Annotated in this window: 20 protein-coding genes; 2 read left to right on the top strand and 18 right to left on the bottom strand. The window is 68.5% G+C overall.

Annotated features, from left to right (window positions below; translation table 11 throughout):
- Positions 1-111: 111 nt before the first annotated feature.
- The 16 genes from ACQY8B_RS18215 to ACQY8B_RS18140 form a co-directional block, all read right to left on the bottom strand.
- The gene (locus tag ACQY8B_RS18215; RefSeq protein ID WP_422087992.1) at positions 112-561 is read right to left on the bottom strand and encodes a hypothetical protein; all 450 of its coding nucleotides are present in this window, start codon (positions 559-561) and stop codon (positions 112-114) included.
- Between the two features lie 108 nt (positions 562-669).
- Complete coding sequence (locus tag ACQY8B_RS18210; protein WP_422087991.1) at positions 670-1,230, bottom strand: methyltransferase family protein; 561 nt, start codon at positions 1,228-1,230, stop codon at positions 670-672.
- Positions 1,231-1,259: 29 nt separating this feature from the next.
- Positions 1,260-2,024 (bottom strand): SDR family NAD(P)-dependent oxidoreductase, encoded by a 765-nt coding sequence (locus tag ACQY8B_RS18205; RefSeq protein WP_422087990.1) that lies wholly within the window; start codon positions 2,022-2,024, stop codon positions 1,260-1,262.
- Positions 2,021-4,081, bottom strand: a complete 2,061-nt coding sequence (paaZ, locus tag ACQY8B_RS18200) for a phenylacetic acid degradation bifunctional protein PaaZ (protein ID WP_422087989.1) — start codon at positions 4,079-4,081, stop codon at positions 2,021-2,023. The genes ACQY8B_RS18205 and paaZ overlap by 4 nt, the downstream gene beginning before the upstream one ends.
- 144 nt (positions 4,082-4,225) lie before the next feature.
- The gene (locus ACQY8B_RS18195) at positions 4,226-4,945 is read right to left on the bottom strand and encodes an ABC transporter ATP-binding protein (RefSeq protein WP_422087988.1); all 720 of its coding nucleotides are present in this window, start codon (positions 4,943-4,945) and stop codon (positions 4,226-4,228) included.
- Positions 4,946-5,037: 92 nt separating this feature from the next.
- The gene (locus tag ACQY8B_RS18190; protein WP_422087987.1) at positions 5,038-6,945 is read right to left on the bottom strand and encodes an ABC transporter permease subunit; all 1,908 of its coding nucleotides are present in this window, start codon (positions 6,943-6,945) and stop codon (positions 5,038-5,040) included.
- Positions 6,942-7,970, bottom strand: a complete 1,029-nt coding sequence (locus ACQY8B_RS18185; RefSeq protein WP_422087986.1) for a branched-chain amino acid ABC transporter permease — start codon at positions 7,968-7,970, stop codon at positions 6,942-6,944. Before ACQY8B_RS18185 ends, ACQY8B_RS18190 begins: the two co-directional genes overlap by 4 nt.
- Before the next feature lie 142 nt (positions 7,971-8,112).
- Positions 8,113-9,258, bottom strand: coding sequence for an ABC transporter substrate-binding protein (locus ACQY8B_RS18180; RefSeq protein ID WP_422087985.1), 1,146 nt, complete (start codon positions 9,256-9,258; stop codon positions 8,113-8,115).
- 47 nt (positions 9,259-9,305) lie between these two features.
- Positions 9,306-10,391: a 1,2-phenylacetyl-CoA epoxidase subunit PaaE gene (gene paaE / locus ACQY8B_RS18175; RefSeq protein WP_422087984.1), complete on the bottom strand. Its 1,086-nt coding sequence runs from the start codon at positions 10,389-10,391 to the stop codon at positions 9,306-9,308.
- 15 nt (positions 10,392-10,406) lie between these two features.
- Positions 10,407-10,931 carry a 1,2-phenylacetyl-CoA epoxidase subunit PaaD gene (gene paaD, locus ACQY8B_RS18170; RefSeq protein WP_422087983.1) on the bottom strand — a complete coding sequence of 175 codons (525 nt, stop codon included), beginning with the start codon at positions 10,929-10,931 and terminating at the stop codon, positions 10,407-10,409.
- Positions 10,931-11,710, bottom strand: coding sequence for a 1,2-phenylacetyl-CoA epoxidase subunit PaaC (gene paaC, locus ACQY8B_RS18165; RefSeq protein WP_422087982.1), 780 nt, complete (start codon positions 11,708-11,710; stop codon positions 10,931-10,933). The genes paaD and paaC overlap by 1 nt, the downstream gene beginning before the upstream one ends.
- 21 nt (positions 11,711-11,731) lie before the next feature.
- Positions 11,732-12,028 carry a 1,2-phenylacetyl-CoA epoxidase subunit PaaB gene (gene paaB, locus ACQY8B_RS18160; RefSeq protein WP_081265691.1) on the bottom strand — a complete coding sequence of 99 codons (297 nt, stop codon included), beginning with the start codon at positions 12,026-12,028 and terminating at the stop codon, positions 11,732-11,734.
- Positions 12,025-13,035 (bottom strand): 1,2-phenylacetyl-CoA epoxidase subunit PaaA, encoded by a 1,011-nt coding sequence (paaA, locus tag ACQY8B_RS18155; RefSeq protein ID WP_422087981.1) that lies wholly within the window; start codon positions 13,033-13,035, stop codon positions 12,025-12,027. Before paaA ends, paaB begins: the two co-directional genes overlap by 4 nt.
- 42 nt (positions 13,036-13,077) lie before the next feature.
- Positions 13,078-14,391 carry a phenylacetate--CoA ligase PaaK gene (gene paaK, locus ACQY8B_RS18150; RefSeq protein ID WP_422087980.1) on the bottom strand — a complete coding sequence of 438 codons (1,314 nt, stop codon included), beginning with the start codon at positions 14,389-14,391 and terminating at the stop codon, positions 13,078-13,080.
- Between the two features lie 15 nt (positions 14,392-14,406).
- Entirely contained in the window at positions 14,407-14,850 is a 444-nt protein-coding gene (paaI, locus tag ACQY8B_RS18145) for a hydroxyphenylacetyl-CoA thioesterase PaaI (RefSeq protein WP_106935490.1), read from the bottom strand.
- Positions 14,851-14,853: 3 nt separating this feature from the next.
- Positions 14,854-15,657 (bottom strand): enoyl-CoA hydratase-related protein, encoded by an 804-nt coding sequence (locus tag ACQY8B_RS18140; protein ID WP_422087979.1) that lies wholly within the window; start codon positions 15,655-15,657, stop codon positions 14,854-14,856.
- Between the two features lie 149 nt (positions 15,658-15,806).
- Here ACQY8B_RS18140 and ACQY8B_RS18135 point away from each other — a divergent pair, with 149 nt between their 5' ends.
- Both ACQY8B_RS18135 and ACQY8B_RS18130 read left to right on the top strand, forming a co-directional pair.
- Positions 15,807-16,409, top strand: coding sequence for a phenylacetic acid degradation protein PaaY (locus tag ACQY8B_RS18135; RefSeq protein ID WP_205367873.1), 603 nt, complete (start codon positions 15,807-15,809; stop codon positions 16,407-16,409).
- Positions 16,410-16,473: 64 nt separating this feature from the next.
- Entirely contained in the window at positions 16,474-17,103 is a 630-nt protein-coding gene (locus tag ACQY8B_RS18130) for a TetR/AcrR family transcriptional regulator (RefSeq protein ID WP_422087978.1), read from the top strand.
- Here ACQY8B_RS18130 and ACQY8B_RS18125 read toward each other — a convergent pair.
- Together ACQY8B_RS18125 and ACQY8B_RS18120 are read right to left on the bottom strand one after the other, a co-directional pair.
- The gene (locus tag ACQY8B_RS18125; protein WP_422087977.1) at positions 17,087-18,124 is read right to left on the bottom strand and encodes a VWA domain-containing protein; all 1,038 of its coding nucleotides are present in this window, start codon (positions 18,122-18,124) and stop codon (positions 17,087-17,089) included. The genes ACQY8B_RS18130 and ACQY8B_RS18125 overlap by 17 nt on opposite strands.
- On the bottom strand, positions 18,121-19,110 hold the full coding sequence (locus ACQY8B_RS18120; protein WP_422087976.1) for a DUF58 domain-containing protein: 990 nt from the start codon (positions 19,108-19,110) through the stop codon (positions 18,121-18,123). The genes ACQY8B_RS18125 and ACQY8B_RS18120 overlap by 4 nt, the downstream gene beginning before the upstream one ends.
- Positions 19,111-19,150: the final 40 nt, after the last annotated feature.

Raw genomic sequence — 19,150 nt, 5'->3', positions numbered from 1 at the left:
AGGTGCGGCAGGCGCACCTGAAAAATGTGGACATGTCAGTCCTTTAGACGAGGAAGAGAGGCCTGCTGCGCGGAGTCAGCAGGAGGACGCGACGCGCGCGGCGTCGGTTTCTCAGATCCCGTAGGGCGGGGCAGCGGTGGGCGGCAGGCGTCGCCAGGGCTGCGCGCAAGGCGGCGCGCCGCCGTGCGGTGGCACGTGTTCAGGCGCTTCGCGCACGATGGCCGTGGCAAGCCGTGCTATTGCCACGGCCAGCGGCAGCATCGCGAGCACCATGGCCATGAGCGTGCTCAGCCCGAAGTCGAAGGCGTCGGGGTGGTCGATGCTCGCCGGCGCCTGGGCGAAGACCGTGGTCTCGTGGTCGCTCGGATGGTCGGCGCGGTCGTCGGCCTCGAACTGCGTTGTGTCGCTGACGCTGCGCACCCGCAGCATCGGCTCGTCCTCCAGGCCGTCGCAGCGGAAGTGGGCCGCGATGAAAGGCTGGAGAAAAATCAGCAGCAGCCCCGCCACGCACCACCAACGGTAGTGCGCTCTGGCGAAATGGCGGACGCGTGCGAGAAGCATGTGCGAATGCTAGGAGGTTCGTGTGAACGGAACCTGATCGTGCGGGTCAGCATCCCGCAAGGTAGCGGCATGGGCCTGCGGTATAAGGCGCGCGCCCGCGCCGCGCAGCTACAGAACGAACGGAATGAAGCGCCGCGTGCGCCGCATGTAGTCGCGGTAGGCATCGCCGAAATGCGCGATGCATTCCTGCTCGTCGCGCAGCGCCGTCATGAACAGCAGCACCGTGGCCGCGAGCACCAGCAGCAGCGTGAGCCAGCTGAACTGCTTGAGAAACGCGCCCCAGGCCAGCAGCATCAGTGCCGTGTACATGGGATGGCGGATGTAGCGGAAGGCGCCGGTGCTGACGATGGCCGAGGTTTTCTCGAAGCCGTAGAGCGCGGGGTCGTCGTTGCGCGCCTCGGTCGGCTTGCCCTGCGCCTTGAGCAGGCGCACCGCATGGATCGGCAGCCAGATCGACAGCACGAAGAAGGTGCTGGAGATGATCTGCCTGGCCGAGAACGGATCGTCATGCCACCACGGCAGGTTCACCAGAGCCAGCACCAGCATGCATTCCCATGCGAAGAAGCGGTAGAAGCCGTGCGAGCCGGGCCGGCTCAGCGGGCCGCGTGACGCGTAGAGCAGCGCGGCGGTGCCGACGACGAAGGCGAAGATCTGGAACCAGAAGAGCATGGCGGCCGAATTTACACGGCCACGGTGAACTATCCGGCTATAGAAAACCCGCCGTCCACGGGAATCGCGGTGCCCGTCACGTAGTCCGACGCGGCGCTCGCCAGGAACACGGCGGTGCCGGCGATATCCGCGGGCTGGCCCCAGCGGCCTGCGGCGGCGCGGGCCACCACGCGGTCGTACAGGCCGGGGATCTGGCTGCGCGCGCCGTCGGTGAGCTCGGTCTCGAACCAGCCGGGCAGGATCGCGTTGACCTGGATGTTGTCGGGCGCCCAGGAGAGCGCGGTCGACTTCGTGAGCTGCACGATGCCGGCCTTGCTGGCAGCGTAGGCCGGCGCATAGGGCGCGCCGAAGATCGACATCATCGAGCCGATGTTGATGATCTTGCCGCCGCCCGCGGCCCTCAGGTGCGCATGCGCGGCGCGGCTGCACAGGAAGGCGCTGGTGAGGTTGGTGTCCATCACCTTGTGCCATTCGGCCAGCGCGAGCTGGTCGACGGGCTTGCGCACCGTGGTGCCGGCGTTGTTGACGAGGATGTCGAGCCGCCCGCAGCGCGCGGCGGCGTCGTCGAACAGCTTCTGCACCGAGGCTTCGTCGCTCACGTCGGCTTCGAGCGCGAAGCTGTCGCTGCCCAGCGCCTTCAGCGCCTCGACCGCGGCGGCCGACTTCTGCGCATTGCGCGCGGCCACGATGACGCGCGCGCCGGCCTTGGCAAGCCCTTGCGCCATGCCCAGGCCGATGCCTCCGTTGCCGCCCGTGACCAGCGCGACCTTGCCTGTGAGATCGAACATCGTCATGCCTGCACCGCTTCCGGCTTCTTGGAGACCAGCGTCAGGATGTCGTAGCTGGCGACCAGTTCGCCGTCTTGATTCGTCACCTCCACGTCCCAGGCCACCACGCCCTGGCCCTGGCCGCTCGCGTCTTTCTTGTTGCGGTCGATCTTGCGCTTGCAGGTCAGGCGCGCCTGGATGGTGTCGCCGATGCCCACGGGCTTGGTGAAGCGCAGCGTGTCCAGGCCGTAGTTGGCCAGCACCGGGCCGGGCGAGGGCGACACGAACAGGCCGGCCGCCGCCGACAGCACGAAGTACCCGTGCGCGATTCGCTTGCCGAAGGGCGACTGCTTCGCCGCCACTTCGTCGAAGTGCATGTAGAAATAGTCGCCCGAGATGCCGCCGAAGGCCACGATGTCGGCCTCGCCGACGGTGCGACGATGGGTGAGCAGCGAATCGCCGACACGCAGGTCTTCGAAATAGCGGCGGAACGGATGCACCTCGCTCTCGCGCACGGCCGCGCCGCGCACGTGCTCGCCGGTGATGGCGGCCAGCATGGTGGGCGATCCCTGCAATGCGGTGCGCTGCAGGTAGTGCTTCACGGCGCGCAGGCCGCCGAGTTCTTCGCCGCCGCCGGCGCGCCCCGGGCCGCCGTGCTTGAGCTGCGGCAGCGGCGAGCCGTGGCCGGTCGATTCGGCGGCGGCTTCGCGGTCGAGCACCAGCAGCCGGCCATGCCATGCGGCGGCCACCGGTATCGCCTTGGCGGCGATGGCCGGATCACGCGTGACCAGCGTGCCCACCAGGCTGCCGCGGCCGCGCGCGGCCAGTGCCAGCGCCTCGTCGATGCCGTCGTAGGGCATCAGCGTGCTGACGGGCCCGAAGGCCTCGACGTCGTGCGCGGCATCGTGTTCGAGCGGCTTGCGGCTCAGCAGCAGCGTGGGCGCGAAGAAGGCGCCTTCGCTCACGCCGTCGCCCACCGGCGAGAAGCCGTCGCGCTCGCCGTACACCAGCTCCGCGCCCTGCAGCAGCGTGGCCACGCGTTCGGCCACGTCGGCCTGCTGGTCGCGCGAGGCGAGGGCGCCCATGCGCACTTCTTCGCGCGACGGGTCGCCCACCACGGTCTTGGCCAGCCGCGCGCGCAGCCGCTCGGCCACCGCGTCGAGATGCTGGCGCGGCACGATCGCGCGGCGGATTGCAGTGCACTTCTGGCCGGCCTTGATGGTCATCTCGCGCGCAACCTCCTTCACGAAGAGATCGAACTCCTCGTCGTCGGGCGTCACGTCGGGCGCGAGGATCGCGCAATTGAGCGAGTCGGCCTCGGCGTTGAACGGGATCGACTGGCGCACGATGTTCGGGTGCACGCGCAGCTTGGCGGCGGTATCGGCCGAGCCGGTGAAGGTGACCACGTCCGGCCCTTCGAGCCGGTCGAGCAGGTCGCCCGTGCTGCCGATGACCAGCTGCAGGCTGCCTGCAGGCAGGATGCCCGACTGCACGATGAGCCGCACCAGCGCTTCGGTCAGATAGCTGGTGGCCGTGGCCGGCTTGCCGATGCAGGGCATGCCCGCGAGGAAGCTGGGCGCGAATTTCTCGAGCAGGCCCCACACCGGGAAGTTGAACGCGTCGATGTGCACCGCCACGCCGCCGCGCGGCACCAGGATGTGCGTGCCCGCGAAGCCGCCCTTCTTGCCGAGCGGGAATGCGGGGCCTTCGTGCACCAGGTTGCCCGAGGGCAGCTCGTTGGTGCCGATGCCGGCGTAGGCGCTCAGCGTGCCCGCGCCGCCTTCGATGTCGATCCAGCTGTCGGCGCGCGTCGCACCCGTGTGGGCGGAGATGGCGTAGAGCGTTTCCTTGTTCGCGGCGATGTACTTGGCCAGCGCCTTCAGGCGCTCGGCGCGCTGCTGGAAGTCGAGCTTCATGAGCTCGGGAATGCCGGTGCGGCGCGCGTACTGCAGGGCCTCGGCGAAGTCGATGGCCTCGGCGTGGGTGCTTGCCACGGGCTTGCCGTTGACGGCGCTGCGCAACTGCTGCGCGGCCTGCTGGCCGATCCAGCGGCCGGCGATGTAGCTTTGGAGGGTGGTGGTCATGGTGCGAGTCCTTTGCGTGTTGCTCCTTCCCCCGCTGGGGGAAGGCTGGGATGGGGGCAGCCCCGTCCTCGAAGGCTGCGCGGCGGTGGAGGCCGCCGTGCCCCCACCCCTGCCCTCCCCCAGCGGGGGAGGGTGAAAGTCAAGTCACTCCTTCTTGCCGATACCCAGGTAGGTATCGATGATCCGCTGGTCATGCAGCAAATCGCGCGCCTTGCCTTCGAGCGCCACGGCGCCCATCTCCAGCACGTAGGCGCGGTCGGCCACCTGCAGCGCGGCGCGTGCGTTCTGTTCGACCAGCAGCACCGACACGCCGTGGCTGCGCAACTGCGACACCACGCGCAGCACTTCGCGCACCACCAGCGGCGCCAGGCCCAGCGAGGGCTCGTCGAGCATCAACAGGCGCGGGCGCGCCATCAGCGCGCGGCCGATGGCCAGCATCTGGCGTTCGCCGCCCGATAACGTGGAGGCCATCTGCGGGCGGCGCTCCTTCAGGCGCGGGAAGATCTCGAAGATCTCGTCCATGCGCGCGCGCTGGTCGCGCTTGCCCTTGCGCCACTGGTAGAAGCCGCCGAGCAGCAGGTTGTCTTCGACCGACATTTCGCCGAAGAGCTCGCGCCGTTCGGGCACCAGCGCCACGCCGCGCGCCACCATGGTCTCGACGCCGGGGCGCGCGATGCGCTCGCCGTTCAGCATCAGCTGGCCGGTGGAAGGCAGCAGGCCCATGGCCGCGCACAGCAGCGTGGTCTTGCCGGCGCCGTTGGGGCCGATCACGGTGACGATCTCGCCTTCGTTCACCTGCAGGCGCACGCTGTGCACAGCTTCCACGGTGCGGTAGGCGACGCAGAAGCCGTCGAGTTGAAGCAAAGGATGGCTGTAGCGTGCCCCCACGCTTGCCACTTCGTGTGCTGCGCTTCCCCCCGAGGGGGCCTTCGCGTTTTGGGGCGGCCCTGCAACGCTCATCGTGCGTCCTCCAGTAGTTCGTCGTCGGCGCCGCCCAGGTAGGCCTCGAGCACGCGCGGGTTGGCCTGCACTTCGGCGGGCGTGCCGGTGGCGATGACGGTGCCGAACTCGAGCACCGTGATGCGGTCGGCCAGGTTCATCACGAACTCCATGTCGTGCTCCACCACCAGGATGCCGAGGCCTTCGGCGCGCAACTGGCTCAGCAGCACCGAGAGGGCGCGCTTTTCAAGGTGGCGCAGGCCGGCGGCGGGTTCGTCGAGCAGCAGCACCGAAGGCTGGCCGGCGAGCGCGCGGGCAATTTCCACCACGCGCTGCTGGCCGAGAGAGAGCGATGCGGCGGGCGTGTCGGCATGCGCGCCGAGGCCGCAGCGTTCGATCTGCTTGCGGGCTTCGGCCATCAGCGCGGCTTCTTCGGCGCGGTCCAGGCGCAGCATGGCGGCCAGCCAGCCGCGCTTTGCACGCAGGTGGGCGCCGAGCGCGACGTTCTCGACCACGCTGCGCTGGCCCAGCAGGCGCACATGCTGGAAGGTGCGGCCCAGGCCCAGCGCGGCAAAGGCGCGCGAAGGCCTGGTGGCCATCGGCTGGCCGGCCAGCTTCACCTCGCCCGAGGTGGGGTCGTCCACGCCCGAGATCATGTTGAAGAAGGTGCTCTTGCCGGCGCCGTTCGGACCGATCAGCGCGTGGATCTCGCCGGCCTTCAGCGTCATCGAGATGGCGTTGTTGGCGACGAGGCCGCCGAAACGCTTGCTCACGTCGCTGGCCTGCAGCAGCAGTTCGCCGCTGGCGGGCAGCGTGCGTTGCGCGAGCTGCACGGCCGGCGTCTTCGAGGCTGCGGCGGCGGGCTTCCTGGCCGTAGCGTCCTCGCGCACCCAGCGGCGCGTGATGCGCGCCAGAGTGGGCCACAGGCCGTCCGAGAATCGCTGCAGCACGAACAGCATCAGCAGGCCGAACACGATCACCTCGAAGTTGCCGCTGGTGCCCAGCAGCGCGGGCAGCACGTCCTGCAGCTTCTCCTTCAGCAGCGTGATGAGCGCCGCGCCCAGCACCGCGCCCCACAGGTGGCCCGCGCCGCCGACCACCGCCATGAACAGCAGCTCGATGCCGATGTTCAGGTTGAAGGGCGTCGGGTTCACGAAGCGCTGCATGTGCGCATAGAGCCAGCCCGACACCGCCGCCAGCAGCGCGGCCAGCACGAACAGCTTGATGCGGTGGTGCGCGGTGTCCACGCCCATCGACTCGGCCATCAGCCGGCCGCCCTTGAGCGCTCGGATGGCGCGGCCTTCGCGCGAATCGAGCAGGTTGTGCAACGCCCACAGCGCGAGCAGCAACACCGCCCAGATCACCACGCCCAGCGCGCGCGGCGTGGCGAGCGACACGCCCGCCATGACCAGCGGCGGCACGCCGGTGATGCCCGTCTGCCCGCCGAGGAACTCCATGTTGCCCAGCAGGTAGTAGAGGCTCAGGCCCCAGGCGATGGTGCACAGCGGCAGGTAGTGGCCCTGCAGCTTGAGCGTGACCGCGCCGAGCATCCACGCCAGCGCGAAGGTGAACAGCAGCCCCAGCAGCAGGCCGGCCCACGGCAGCAGGCCGGGTGCGACCATGCCGCCCAGCCATGCGGCGGCGGTGGGCGAGGTGCAGATCCATGCGGTCGCGTAGGCACCCATGCCGACGAACGCGGCCTGGCCGAACGAGGTCATGCCGCCCACGCCGGTCAGCATGACCAGCCCGGCCGCGACCAGCGCATAGAGGCCGATGTTGCTGAGCACCGAGACGGTGAATTCGGGCAGGAAGCCCCACGACAGCGCCAGCAGCACCACCAGCACCAGCGTGAGCTGGCGCGGCGTGACCAGCGGCTTGCCTTCGGGTTGGGCGGGAACGGCGGGATTGTTCGAAGACGGGTTCATTCCTCGTCCTCCACATGATGGCTGTTGAGCGAACGCCACCACAGCACGGGAATGATCAGGGTGAAGACCAGCACTTCCTTGAACGGGCTGGCCCAGAAGGAGGCGAAGGCTTCGAGCTGGCCGACCAGCAGCGCGCCGGCCAGCGCCAGCGGATAGCTCGCGAGCCCGCCGACGATGGCGGCCACGAAGCCCTTCAGGCCGATCAGGAAGCCGGTGTCGTAATACACCGTGGTGATCGGCGCGATCAGCAGGCCCGACACAGCGCCGATGAGCGCCGCGAGCGCGAAGCTAAGGTCGCCCGACAGCTCGGTCGGAATGCCCGACAGCCGCGCGCCCACGCGGTTGATGGCGGTGGCACGCAGCGCCTTGCCGACCATCGAGCGGCCGAAGAACAGGAACATGGCGATCACCAGCAGCAGCGTGACGCCCACCACCACCAGCGACTGCCCGCTGACGGGGATGCCGCCGATGTCCAGGCGCGCTTCGGAGAACGGCGCGGTGCGCGAGCCCTCGGCGCCGAAGAACAGCAGGCCCAGGCCGACCAGCACGCCGTGCAGCGCGACCGACACGATCAGCAGCATCAGCACGCTGGCGTCCGCCAGCGGCCGGTAGGCCAGTCGATAGAGCAGCGGGCCCAGCGGCATGATGAGCACCAGCGTGGTGAGCGTCTGGCCCGTCATCGACGTGGGCTTGAGCAGCAGCACCAACGCGGCCGCGGCCGCAGGCAGCACCACGCACCATGCGAGCGCGGAGGCCCAGTCGACCACCGCGCCGCGTTTCCAGCGCCAGAACTCCACCACCAGCACCGCCGCGGCCAGCGCCAGCAGCAGCCACAGCGTGGACGGCACGCGGCCGGCCTGCAGCATGGCCATGGAGAGCGCACCGAAGGCGACGAACTCGCCCTGCGGAATGAAGATCACGCGCGTGACCGAAAACACCAGCACCAACGCGAGCGCCATCAGTCCGTAGACCGCTCCGTTCACGATGCCGTCCTGCCCCAGCAACAGGGCAATCTGCGAATCCATAAAACAACCTTCGGGCGTCGCCCGTGATTCAGATCGGAAACACCGAGGAACCGGCTTTGCCGGGCCTCAGGTGTTGCCCCCGGTGGGGGGTGGGAGAAGCGACACGAAGTGCGCGAAGCCTGGGGGCGAGCCCAGGGATATATCAGGGCTGGTATTTCCAGGCGCCGTTTTCGATCTTCACCATCACGCGGGCGCGTTGGTCCAGGCCCAGGTGGTCCTGCGCGGTCATGTTGAACACGCCGTGCGCGCCGGACACATCCTTGGTCTGCTCCAGTGCGTCGCGCAGTGCTGCACGGAATTCGGGCGTGCCCGGCTGTGCCTTCTTCAGCGCGGCCGGCACGGCCGAGCTCATCAGCAGGCCGGCGTCCCAGGCGTGCGCGCCGAAGGTCGAGACCGAGCCCTTGCCGTAGGCGGCTTCATACGCGGCCACATAGGCGAGCGCGGACTTCTTCACCGGGTTGCTGGCCGGCAGCTGCTCGGCCACCAGCACCGGGCCGGCGGGCAGGAAGGTGCCTTCCACGTCCTTGCCGCCCACGCGCAGGAAGTCGGCGTTGGCCACGCCGTGGGTCTGGTACATCTTGCCGCCGTAGCCGCGTTCCTTCAGCGTCTTCTGCGGCAGCGCGGCCGGCGTGCCGGAGCCGGCGACCAGCACCGCGTCGGGCTTGGCGGCCATGATCTTCAGGGCCTGGCCGGTCACCGAGGTGTCGGTGCGGGCATAGCGCTCGTTGGCCACGACCTTGATCTTCTTCAGGTCCGCGGCCTTGGCGAATTCCTGCGACCAGCCTTCGCCGTAGGCGTCGGAGAAGCCGATGAAGGCGACGGTCTTCACGCCGTTGGCGGCCATGTGCTCGGCGATGGCCAGGGACATCATGATGTCGTTCTGCGGCGTCTTGAACACCCACTTCTTCTTGGCGTCCATCGGCTCGATGATGCGGGCCGACGCGGCCACCGAGATCATCGGCGTCTGCGCCTCGCTTGCCACGTCGATCATGGCGAGCGAGGCCGGCGTGGTGGTCGAGCCCAGGATCACGTCGACCTTGTTCTCGGCGATGAGCTTGCGCGTGTTGTTGACGGCCGCGGTGGTGTCGGAGGCGTCGTCGAGCACGATGTAGTTGATCTTCTGCCCGCCGATCGTCTTGGGCATCAGCGAGATGGTGTTCTTCTCGGGGATGCCCAGCGACGCTGCCGGGCCGGTGGCCGAGATGGTCACGCCGACATTGACGTCGGCCCACGAGGCGGCGGCGGTGGCGCACAGCGCTGCGATCAGCAAGGGCTTGAAGAATTTCATTTGGGCTTGTCTCCGGGTTGAAAAATTGTTGAGGACTGAAGTATCTATCACCGCTCGTCGAAAGAGAGGGTGACGCATTCGGTGAGGGGGTGCGCCTGGCAGGTCAGCACGAAACCGGCGGCCACCTCATTCTTGTCGAGAGCGAAGTTCCGCTCCATTCGGACTTCCCCGTCCACCAGCTTGGCGCGGCAGGTGCCGCACACGCCCGACGTGCAAGAGAACGGCACTTCCAGCCCCGCCGCCGAAGCCGCGTCGAGGATGCTGGGCTGGCCTTCGGTGAAGGTGATCTCGCGCTGCAGGCCGTCGCGCACGATGGTGATGCGCGACTGCTTGGCGTCGCCGGGCCGGGCCTCGTGCACCACCGCGCCGACCTGCGTGGCCGAGGGCAGCGCCACGCCGAAGCGCTCGATGTGGATGCGTTCCTCGGGCACGCCGGCCGCGAGCAGCGCGGCCTCGGCCTCGTCGTTCATCTGGAACGGGCCGCACACATACACATGGTCGATCTGCGCGGCCGGCACCACGCTTTGCAGGAACTCGCCGATCTTCTCGCGGTTCATCACGCCGAAGCCCAGCGGCGAATCGGTGTGCTCGTCGGAGAACACGTGCTGCAGCACCAGCCGGGTCATGTAGCGGTTCTTCAGGTCCTCGATTTCTTCCTTGAACATCGTGGACTGCAGCTGGCGGTTGCCGTAGATCAGCGTGAAGCGGCTCGCGGGCTCGCGCGCCAGCACCGTCTTCATGATCGACAGGATCGGCGTGATGCCGCTGCCGCCCGCGATGCCGACGTGGTGCCGCGCAGAGGAAGGCTCGATGGGCACGAAGAAGCGGCCCTGCGGCGCCATCACCTGCAGGGTGTCGCCGGGCTGCAGGTTGGCGTTGATCCAGTTGGAGAACACGCCGCCGCGCACCTTGCGCACGCCGACGCGCAATTCGCCGTCGTCGAGGCCGGCGCAGATCGAATAGGAGCGGCGCAGGTCCTGGCCGTCGATGTCCTTGCGAAGCGTGAGGTACTGGCCTTGCGTGAAGCCGAACACTTCCTGCAGGTCGGTGGGGACTTCGAAGGAGACGATGACGGCCTCGGCCGTGTCGGGCTCGATGGCCTTCACGCGCAGGGGATGGAAGAGGGTGCTCATCGCGGGGGTGCTTTTCTAGATCGGCTTGAAGTGTTCGAACGGCTCCTTGCACGCCATGCAGCGGTACAGGGCCTTGCAGGCGGTGGAGCCGAATGCGGAGAGGCGTTCGGTGCGCTCGCTCGCGCAGCGCGGGCAGGCGATGCGCTCGCCGGAGATGCGGCCGAAGAGCTTGATCGGCATGGCGGTGTTGGCCGCGGCTTCGGGTGTGAGGTGGGCGGGCGGCGCGATGCCGTAGGCCTTGAGCTTGGCGCGGCCTTCCTCGCTGATCCAGTCGCTCGTCCATGCGGGCGCGCGGCGCAGCGTGGCGCGGGCACGGCCCAGGCCGGCCTGCTCGATGGCGGCCAGCACGTCGTGCTCGATGGCTTCGGTGGCGGGGCAGCCGGAGTAAGTGGGCGTGAGCACGATCTCCAGGCCGTCGTCATGCTCGATCACGTCGCGCACGATGCCCAGGTCGCAGACCGACACGGCCGGCACCTCGGGGTCGGGCACGGTGTGCAGCACGGCCCACGCCGCATCGACGCGCGAGGCCAGCGCGTTCATCACCACACGCCTCCGGGAAAGCTGCGCTGCAGGTGCTGCATCTCGGCCAGGATGTAGCCCATGTGCTCGCTGTGCACGCCCTGCTTGCCGGTGCTGCGGAAAGCTGCTTCCTTGGGCATGGCGAGCCCGGCGGCGTCCAGCACCTGCTGCATGTCGGCGAGCCAGGGATCGCGCAGCTCGCTCCAGGCCGGGCCGAGGCCGCTGGCGCTGGCTTCGGCATCCACGGCGTCGCTCTCGAACAGCTCGGGCACGTAGAGCCAGAGCTGCTTCAGCGCTTTCTCCGTGCGGCGGCGCGATTCTTCCGTGCCGTCGCCCAGGCGCACGACCCAGTCGCCCGAATGCTGCTGGTGGTAGCGCGCTTCCTTCACCGCCTTGCCGGCGATGGCGGCCACCTCGGCGTCGCTCGATGCGGCCAGGCGCTGCCACAGCAGCTTGAGCAGCGTCGACACCATGGTGTTGCGCACCACGGCAAAGGCGAAGTCGCCGCGCGGCAGCTCGGCGATGGTGAGATTGAAGTAGTCGCGCTCCTCGCGCAGGTAGGCGAGCTGGTCTTCGTCATGCTCGCGGCCGGCTCCTTCGAGCTTGCCGGCGTGGGTGAGCAGCGCACGGGCCTGGCCGACGAGGTCGAGCGCGATGTTGGCCATCGCGATGTCCTCTTCGAGCACGGGCGCATGGCCGCACCACTCGCCCAGGCGCTGCGCCAGCACCAGGCAGGTGTCGCCGATGCGCAGCAGGTACTGCACGGCGGGCGTGCGGTTCAGTTCGATCGATGCTTGCATGATGTTCCCGTCAATGGCCGCTCACATGTGGTCCACGGACTTGGGCAGCGCGTAGAAGGTCGGGTGGCGGTAGACCTTGTCTTCCGCCGGATCGAAGAACATGTCCTTGTCGCCCGGGTCGCTCGCCACGATCTGCTCGGAGCGCACCACCCAGATGCTGCTGCCTTCCTGGCGGCGGGTGTACACGTCGCGCGCCATCTGGATCGCCATCTTCGAATCGGCCGCGTGCAGGCTGCCGCAGTGCTTGTGGTCGAGGCCGGCCTTGCTGCGCACGAACACTTCCCACAGGGGCCACTCTTGTTTCTGTTCGACGGTCATGCCGCCTCCTTCATTGGTTGCTTGTTGGCATGGGCCATTGCGGCTTCGCGCACCCATGCGCCGTCTTCCCAGGCGTCGACACGGGCCTGCAGCCGCTCGCGGTTGCAAGGGCCGTCACCGCCGATCACGCGCCAGAACTCGCTCCAGTCGATGGCGCCGAAGTCGTGCGCCTGGCGCTCTTCGTTCCACTTCAGGTCGGGGTCGGGCAGGGTCACGCCGAGGATGCGGGCCTGCTCCACCGTGGCGTCGACGAACTTCTGGCGCAGCTCGTCGTTGCTGAAGCGCTTGATGCCCCAGCGCATCGACTGCGCGCTGTTGGGCGACTGATCGTCCGGCGGGCCGAACATCATGATCGAGGGCCACCACCAGCGGTTGACCGCGTCCTGCACCATCGCCTTCTGCGCGTCGGTGCCGTGGGTCATCATGGTCAGCAGCGCCTCGTAGCCCTGGCGCTGGTGGAAGCTCTCCTCGCGGCAGATGCGGATCATGGCGCGCGCATACGGCGCGTACGAGCAGCGGCAGATCGGCACCTGGTTCATGATGGCCGCGCCATCCACCAGCCAGCCGATGGTGCCCATGTCGGCCCAGGTGAGCGTGGGGTAGTTGAAGATCGAGCTGTACTTGGCCTTGCCGCTGTGCAGCGCGTCGAACATCTGGTCGCGCGAGGTGCCCAGTGTCTCCGCCGCGGCATACAGGTAGAGGCCGTGGCCGCCTTCGTCCTGCACCTTGGCCAGCAGGATGGCCTTGCGCTTGAGCGTGGGCGCGCGGCTGATCCAGTTGCCCTCGGGCAGCATGCCGACGATTTCCGAGTGCGCATGCTGGCTGATCTGCCGCACCAGCGTCTTGCGGTAGTGCTCGGGCATCCAGTCCTTGGCCTCGATGAAGTCGCCGGCGTCGATGTGGGCGTCGAAGCGTTCCTCGAGCCGCATCTCTTCGGCGGAGCGCACGACCTTCTGCTTGCCGTCGCCTGCGTCCTTGCCCATGGTGTCCATTGCCTGGGTGTACATGTGCGTGTCCTTTTGCAAAGAGGGTTGAAACGGCGTGCGCGTTCAGCGCGGCCGGGTGTCGAAAACGCGCCGGGCCTTGCCGGTCTGCGTGCGTTCGATGGAGTCGGGGTCGAACACGCGCACCGTGGTCGAGATGCCGACCAGCGTCTTCACGCGGTCCTGCACCCAGCTCGCGATGGCCTTGCGTTCGCTCTCGTCGACGCTCGTGCGCGGCTGCAGCTCGCAGTGCACCTCGACCTCGTCGAGCAGGCCGTCGCGGCGCACGTGCACCTGGTAGAGACCCGACAGGCGCTCGTGCGCGAGCACGATCTCCTCTACCTGCGTGGGGAAGACGTTGACGCCGCGGATGATCATCATGTCGTCGCTGCGCCCGACGATCTTGCCCATGCGGCGGAACGAGCGCGAGGTGGGCGGCAACAGGCGCGTGAGGTCGCGCGTGCGGTAGCGCACGATGGGCATGGCCTCCTTGCTCAGCGAGGTGAAGACCAGTTCGCCTTCTTCGCCGTCGGCCTTCAGCTCGCCGGTCTCGGGGTCGATGATCTCGGGGTAGAAGTGGTCTTCCCAGATCACGGGGCCGTCCTTGCTTTCCACGCATTCGCTGGCCACGCCGGGGCCCATCACTTCGGAGAGGCCGTAGATGTCGACCGCGTCGATGCCGGCCTTGGCCTCGATGTCGCGGCGCATGGCTTCGGTCCACGGCTCGGCGCCGAAGATGCCGATCTTCAGCGAGCTGTCTTTGGCGTCGAGGCCCTGGCGCTCGAACTGCTCGATGATCACCTGCATGTAGCTGGGCGTGACCATGATGATGTCGGGCTTGAAGTCCTGGATGAGCTGCACCTGCTTCTCGGTCTGGCCGCCCGACATGGGGATGACGGTGCAGCCCGCGCGCTCGGCGCCGTAGTGCGCGCCCAGGCCGCCGGTGAACAGGCCGTAGCCGTAGGACACGTGGATCATGTCGCCGGCGCGCCCGCCCGCCGCGCGGATGGAGCGCGCGACCAGGTCGGCCCAGGTGTCGATGTCGTTCTTCGTGTAGCCCACCACTGTCGGCTTGCCGGTGGTGCCCGACGACGCATGTATGCGTGCCACCTGCGTGCGCGGCACGGCGAACATGCCGAAGGGGTAGTTGTCGCGCAGGTCGCTCTTCACCGTGAACGGAAACTTCGACAGGTCGGCGAGCGACTTCAGGTCGTCGGGGTGCACGCCCTTGGCGTCGAAGGCCCGGCGGTAGTGCGGCACGTTGTCGTAGGCGCGCTGCAGCGTGGCGCGCAGGCGGGTGAGCTGCAGTGCCGCGATCTCGTCGCGGCTGGCGGTTTCGATCGGGTCGAGTTCGCCGGGGGCTGGGTGTCTTGCTGTCATGGTCTGGATGTCTCCTCAGGCAGCGACGGCGGGGCGGCCCTTGGCTGTGTACGAGCGGCCGCGGAACATCGCGATGCGCTCGCCGCGCTGGTTGGTGATCTCGGTGTCGTACACGCCGGTGCGGCCGGCCTTCGACACCTCGTGGCAGCGCGCGGTGAGCAGGTCGCCCTCGCGCGCCGGGGCGATGAAGTCGATGGAAAAGCCCGAGGCCACGGTCAGCTCGTTGTACGAGTTGCAGGCGAAGGCGAAGGTGGAATCGGCCAGCGTGGCCATGAAGCCGCCGTGGCAGGTGGCGTGGCCGTTGAGCATCTCTGAGCGCACGCGCATCTCGATCGTGGCCTGGCCGGGGCCGACCTCGACGATGCGCATGCCCAGGCCCTTGGTGGCGTTGTCGTTGGCGAACATGCCGTCGCGGACGTATTCGGCCGTCTGCTGCGGCGTGCGTTGTGTGTCGGTCATGGCTCAGCGGTCCTTGAAGACGGGCGCGCGCTTGGCGCGGAAGGCCTCGACGCCTTCGCGGTAGTCGTCGGCGTTGCCCAGGTCGCGCTGGATGCGGGCTTCTTCGGCGAGGGCGGTGTCCAGGTCCATGTCCTGCGCGGCGGCCATGGCCTGGCGGGTGGCGACGAGTGCGCGGGTGGGCATGCCCGCCAGCTTCGTGGCGAGTGCGGCGGCCGTTTCGGCCAGAGCCGCGTCGTCCACGCACTGCCAGATCAGGCCGATGCGCGCAGCTTCCTCGGCGGACAGCTTGTCGCCCAGCATCGCGATGCCCAGCGCGCGCGCCGAGCCGACGAGGCGAGGCAGCAGCCAGGTGCCGCCCGTGTCGGGCACGAGGCCGATCTTGGTGAAGGCCTGGATGAAGCTGGCCGAGCGGCCGGCCACCACGAGGTCGCAGCACAGCGCCAGGTTGGCGCCCGCGCCGGCGGCCACGCCGTTGACGGCGGCAACCACCGGCACCGGCATCGAGCGCAGGCGCGCGACGAGCGGGGCGTAGTAGCTGGAGATGACGTGGCCCAGGTCCTTGGGCGCGGCACCGGGCGTGGGGTCGGGCGCGACCGACGGGTCGGCCAGGTCTTGCCCCGCGCAGAAGGCGCGGCCGGCGCCGGTGAGCACCACGCAGCGCACGACCTCGTCGTTCGCCGCCGCTTCGAGGGCGGCCATCAGCTCGGCATGCAGCCCGGTGGTGAAGCTGTTGAGCGCCGCGGGGCGGTTCAGGCTCAGCGTGCGCACCGCGCCCGCGTTGCTGATGAGTACCAAAGGCTCAGTCATTGCGTGTCTCTTTCGTCCTTCGTGGGAGGCGGCCTGGCGTGCAAACACTATTGACCGACCGTTCGGTTGATTTTAGGATCGACCTCGATTCCGACACAAGCGGGGTCGCTTCAGGGCAAACCCTGAGACCCGAAGACAAAGGAGACCGAATGCCCAGCTATTCCATCGACGGCGTGATCCCGGTCGTCGATCCGAGCGCCTACGTGCACCCCACGGCCGTGCTCATCGGCGACGTGATCGTCGGCCCCAACTGCTACGTGGGCCCCTGCGCCAGCCTGCGCGGCGACTTCGGCCGCATCGTGCTGGAGGAGGGCTCGAACGTGCAGGACCATTGCTGCGTGCACGGCTTTCCCGACAACGACACGGTGATCGAGGCCAACGGCCACATCGGCCACGGCGCGATCCTGCACAGCTGCATCGTGCGGCGCGACGCGCTGGTGGGCATGAACGCGGTGGTCATGGACGAGGCCGAGATCGGCGAGAAGGCCATCGTCGCGGCCTGCGCCTTCGTGCCGGCCGGCATGAAGGTGCCGGCGCGCTCGCTGGTGGCGGGCATCCCGGCCAAGGTGAAGCGCGAGCTGACCGAGGACGAGATCGCCTGGAAGCTGGAAGGCACGCAGACCTACCAGGCCCTCACGGTACGCAGCCTCGCCAGCCTGCACGAGGTGGCGCCGCTCGCCCGGGTGGAGCAGGGCAGGCCGCGCCTGCCGGCCACCGACGTGCGCTCGCTCATCGCGACCAGGCGCGGCTGATCTCGATCGCGCTTCGTGCAAGATCGCGCGTTGTTCCAACAGCCCAACCCAGGAAACCGACCCGATGCCGCGTGGAAGATCCGCCACCTACGACGACCAGCGTGAACTGATCCTCGCGCAGGCCGCGCAACTGTTCGCGCGCAGCGGCTACCCCGCCACCTCGATGAACCAGGTGGCAGAGGCCTGCGGCCTCTCGAAGGCCACGCTCTACCACTACTACAAGGACAAGAGCAGCCTGCTGATCAGCATCGCCGAGACGCACGTGTCCAAGCTCGCGGCCCTGGTGGCCGAGGAAGAGGCCTCGACGCACACCGACGAAGAGCGCCTGCGCCGCTTCATCTACCGCATCGTCGAGGAATACGCCGGCGCGCAGGACGCGCACCGCGTGCTGACCGACGACGTGCGCTTTCTCGAAGAGGCCGACCGCGAGCGCGTGCTCGACAAGGAGCGCGAGGTGGTCGCGGGCTTTGCGCGCGCCGTCTCCGCACTGCGCCCCGGCGCGCCGAGCGACGACCTCGCCAAGCCGCTGACCATGCTGCTGTTCGGCATGATCAACTGGATGTTCACCTGGATGAAGCCGGATGGGCGGCTAGACCACGCGGCCATTGCGCCGATCGTGGCCGATCTGTTCCTGGGGGGCATCGGGGCGGTGAAGTCGCCCCAGGTGCCTGCCGGCTCTAAAGAATCCGGTTGAACCAGAGCAGCGACAGCCCCGCCGACAGCAGCGTCAATACCGCTGCACCGAGCGCGAACAGTGCCGAAATCTCGGTTTCCTTCTTCTCCACGGTGAGCTTGGTGCTCAGCGTCTCGTAGACCTTCTTCAGGTCGCTCGCGGTGCCGGCGTAGAAATACTCGGCATTGGTCTTCTGCGCGATGGCCTTGAGCGTGTCCTCGTCGAGGCGCACGCGCATCGACCAGCCCTCGAAGCCGATGGTCTCGCCGTCGACCGTGCCCACGCCCACCGTGTAGATGCGCACGCCGCGGTCGGCGGCGGCCTTGGCGGCGTCGAGCGGATCGACGCCGGTGGTGCGCTGGCCGTCGGTCAGCATGATGATCGCGGCCGAGGTGAAAGAGCCGGGCGCCACGGGCGTGAAGTCCTTGAGCTTCTTCTCCGACGAGTCGATGGCCGCGCCGCGCTGGCGGCTCGGCGCGCTGAACTGCTCAACGTCCAGGCCGGCGTCGGGGAACAGCGTGGCCAGCGACACCACGATGGCGTTGCCGGTGGCGGTGGCGCGCTGCAGCTGGAAACTGTCGATGGCGGTCACCAGGTCTTCATGGTTGGTGGTCGGCAGTTGCGCCACCTGCGCGCTGCCCGCGAAAGCCACCACGCCCACCTTCACGCTGCGCGGCAGGTCCTTGATGAAGCTCTTGGCCGCGTCCTGCGCCGCCACCAGCCGGTTGGGCAGCACGTCGGCCGCGCGCATGCTGCCAGACACGTCCATCGCGAGGATGATGGTCTGCTGGTTCGACGGCAGCACCACCACCGCCATCGGCCGGGCCGCGGCAACCAGCATCGCGGCCATGGCCAGCAGGAACAGCGCGGGCGGAATGTGGCGGCGCATCGTCTGCCCGGCGCCCATGGCCTCGCGCACGATCGACAGGCTGGCATAGCGCACCGCCAGCTTCTTCTTGCGGCGTATCAGCCAGATGTAGAGCAGCACCAGCAGCGGCAGCGCCGCCAGCAGCCAGAGGAATTGAGGCCAGAGAAAAGTCATGCTGCCACCGCCTTCATGCCTGCGAGGCCGATGCGCGTGCGGCGCTTGCGCATATCGGCAAAACGGACGATGGCTTCCACCAGGTCGTCGCTGGTCGAGAGTTCGAGCGCGTCGACGCCGGCCTTGGCCAGCGCGCTGCGCAAAGCGGCTTCGCGCTCGGCCGCGATGCGGGCGAAGCGCTTGCGAAAGCCCGCATCGTGGGTGTCGACCCAGAGCTGCTCGCCGGTCTCGGCGTCGCGCAGCGGAACCAAGCCGAGATCGGGCAGCTCCAGTTCCAGCGGGTCGAACAGGCGCACCGCAATCACTTCATGGCGCTGCGCCAGTTGGCCCAGCGGGCGCTCCCAGCCGGGCTCGCTCAGGAAGTCGGACACCACGAACACGGTGGAGCGGCGCGGCATCAGCGTGGCGGCCGACTTGAGCAGGGTGTCCAGCCGCGTCATGCCTTTTTGCTGGGGCGTGCCCTCTGCCTTGTCGGCGCGCCTGTCCATCGCATGCAGCAGGTGCAGCACATGGCGGCGCCCGCTGCGCGGCGGTATCACCGCTTCGAGGTCGCTGCCGTAGACCAGCGCCCCCACCCGGTTGCCGTGCCGCGTGAGCAGCCGCGCGAGCACGCCGACGAAGCCGGCAGAGATCTCGCGCTTGGCCTTCAGGCCCGAGCCGAAGTCGACCGAGCGGCTCAGGTCGAGCACGAACCATGCGGTCATCTCGCGGTCTTCGGTGAACACGCGCACATGGGGCGTCTGCAGCCGCGCGGTGACGTTCCAGTCGATGTGGCGCACGTCGTCGTGGTGCTGGTATTCGCGCAGGTCGGCCAGGTCGAGTCCGGCACCGCGCATCAGCGTGCGGTAGTCGCCCTGCAGCAGGCCGTCGAGGCGGCGGATCACCGTCCACTCGAGCCGGCGCAGCGCGCGCTCCGCTCCGCCGGCTACAGCGGCGAGCCGTTCGTCGTTCGCGGCCGCGGGGGCCTTACGCCACCAGCTTTTCATGCGATTTCAGGGAACACCGCGGAACCGGCTTTGCCGGGCC

The sequence above is a fragment of the Variovorax sp. genome (genome assembly GCF_965279555.1).
GTDB lineage: Bacteria > Pseudomonadota > Gammaproteobacteria > Burkholderiales > Burkholderiaceae_C > Variovorax.
The sequence above is the reverse complement of the archived record's forward strand: the minus strand, read 5'-3'. Positions and strand labels throughout refer to the sequence as shown.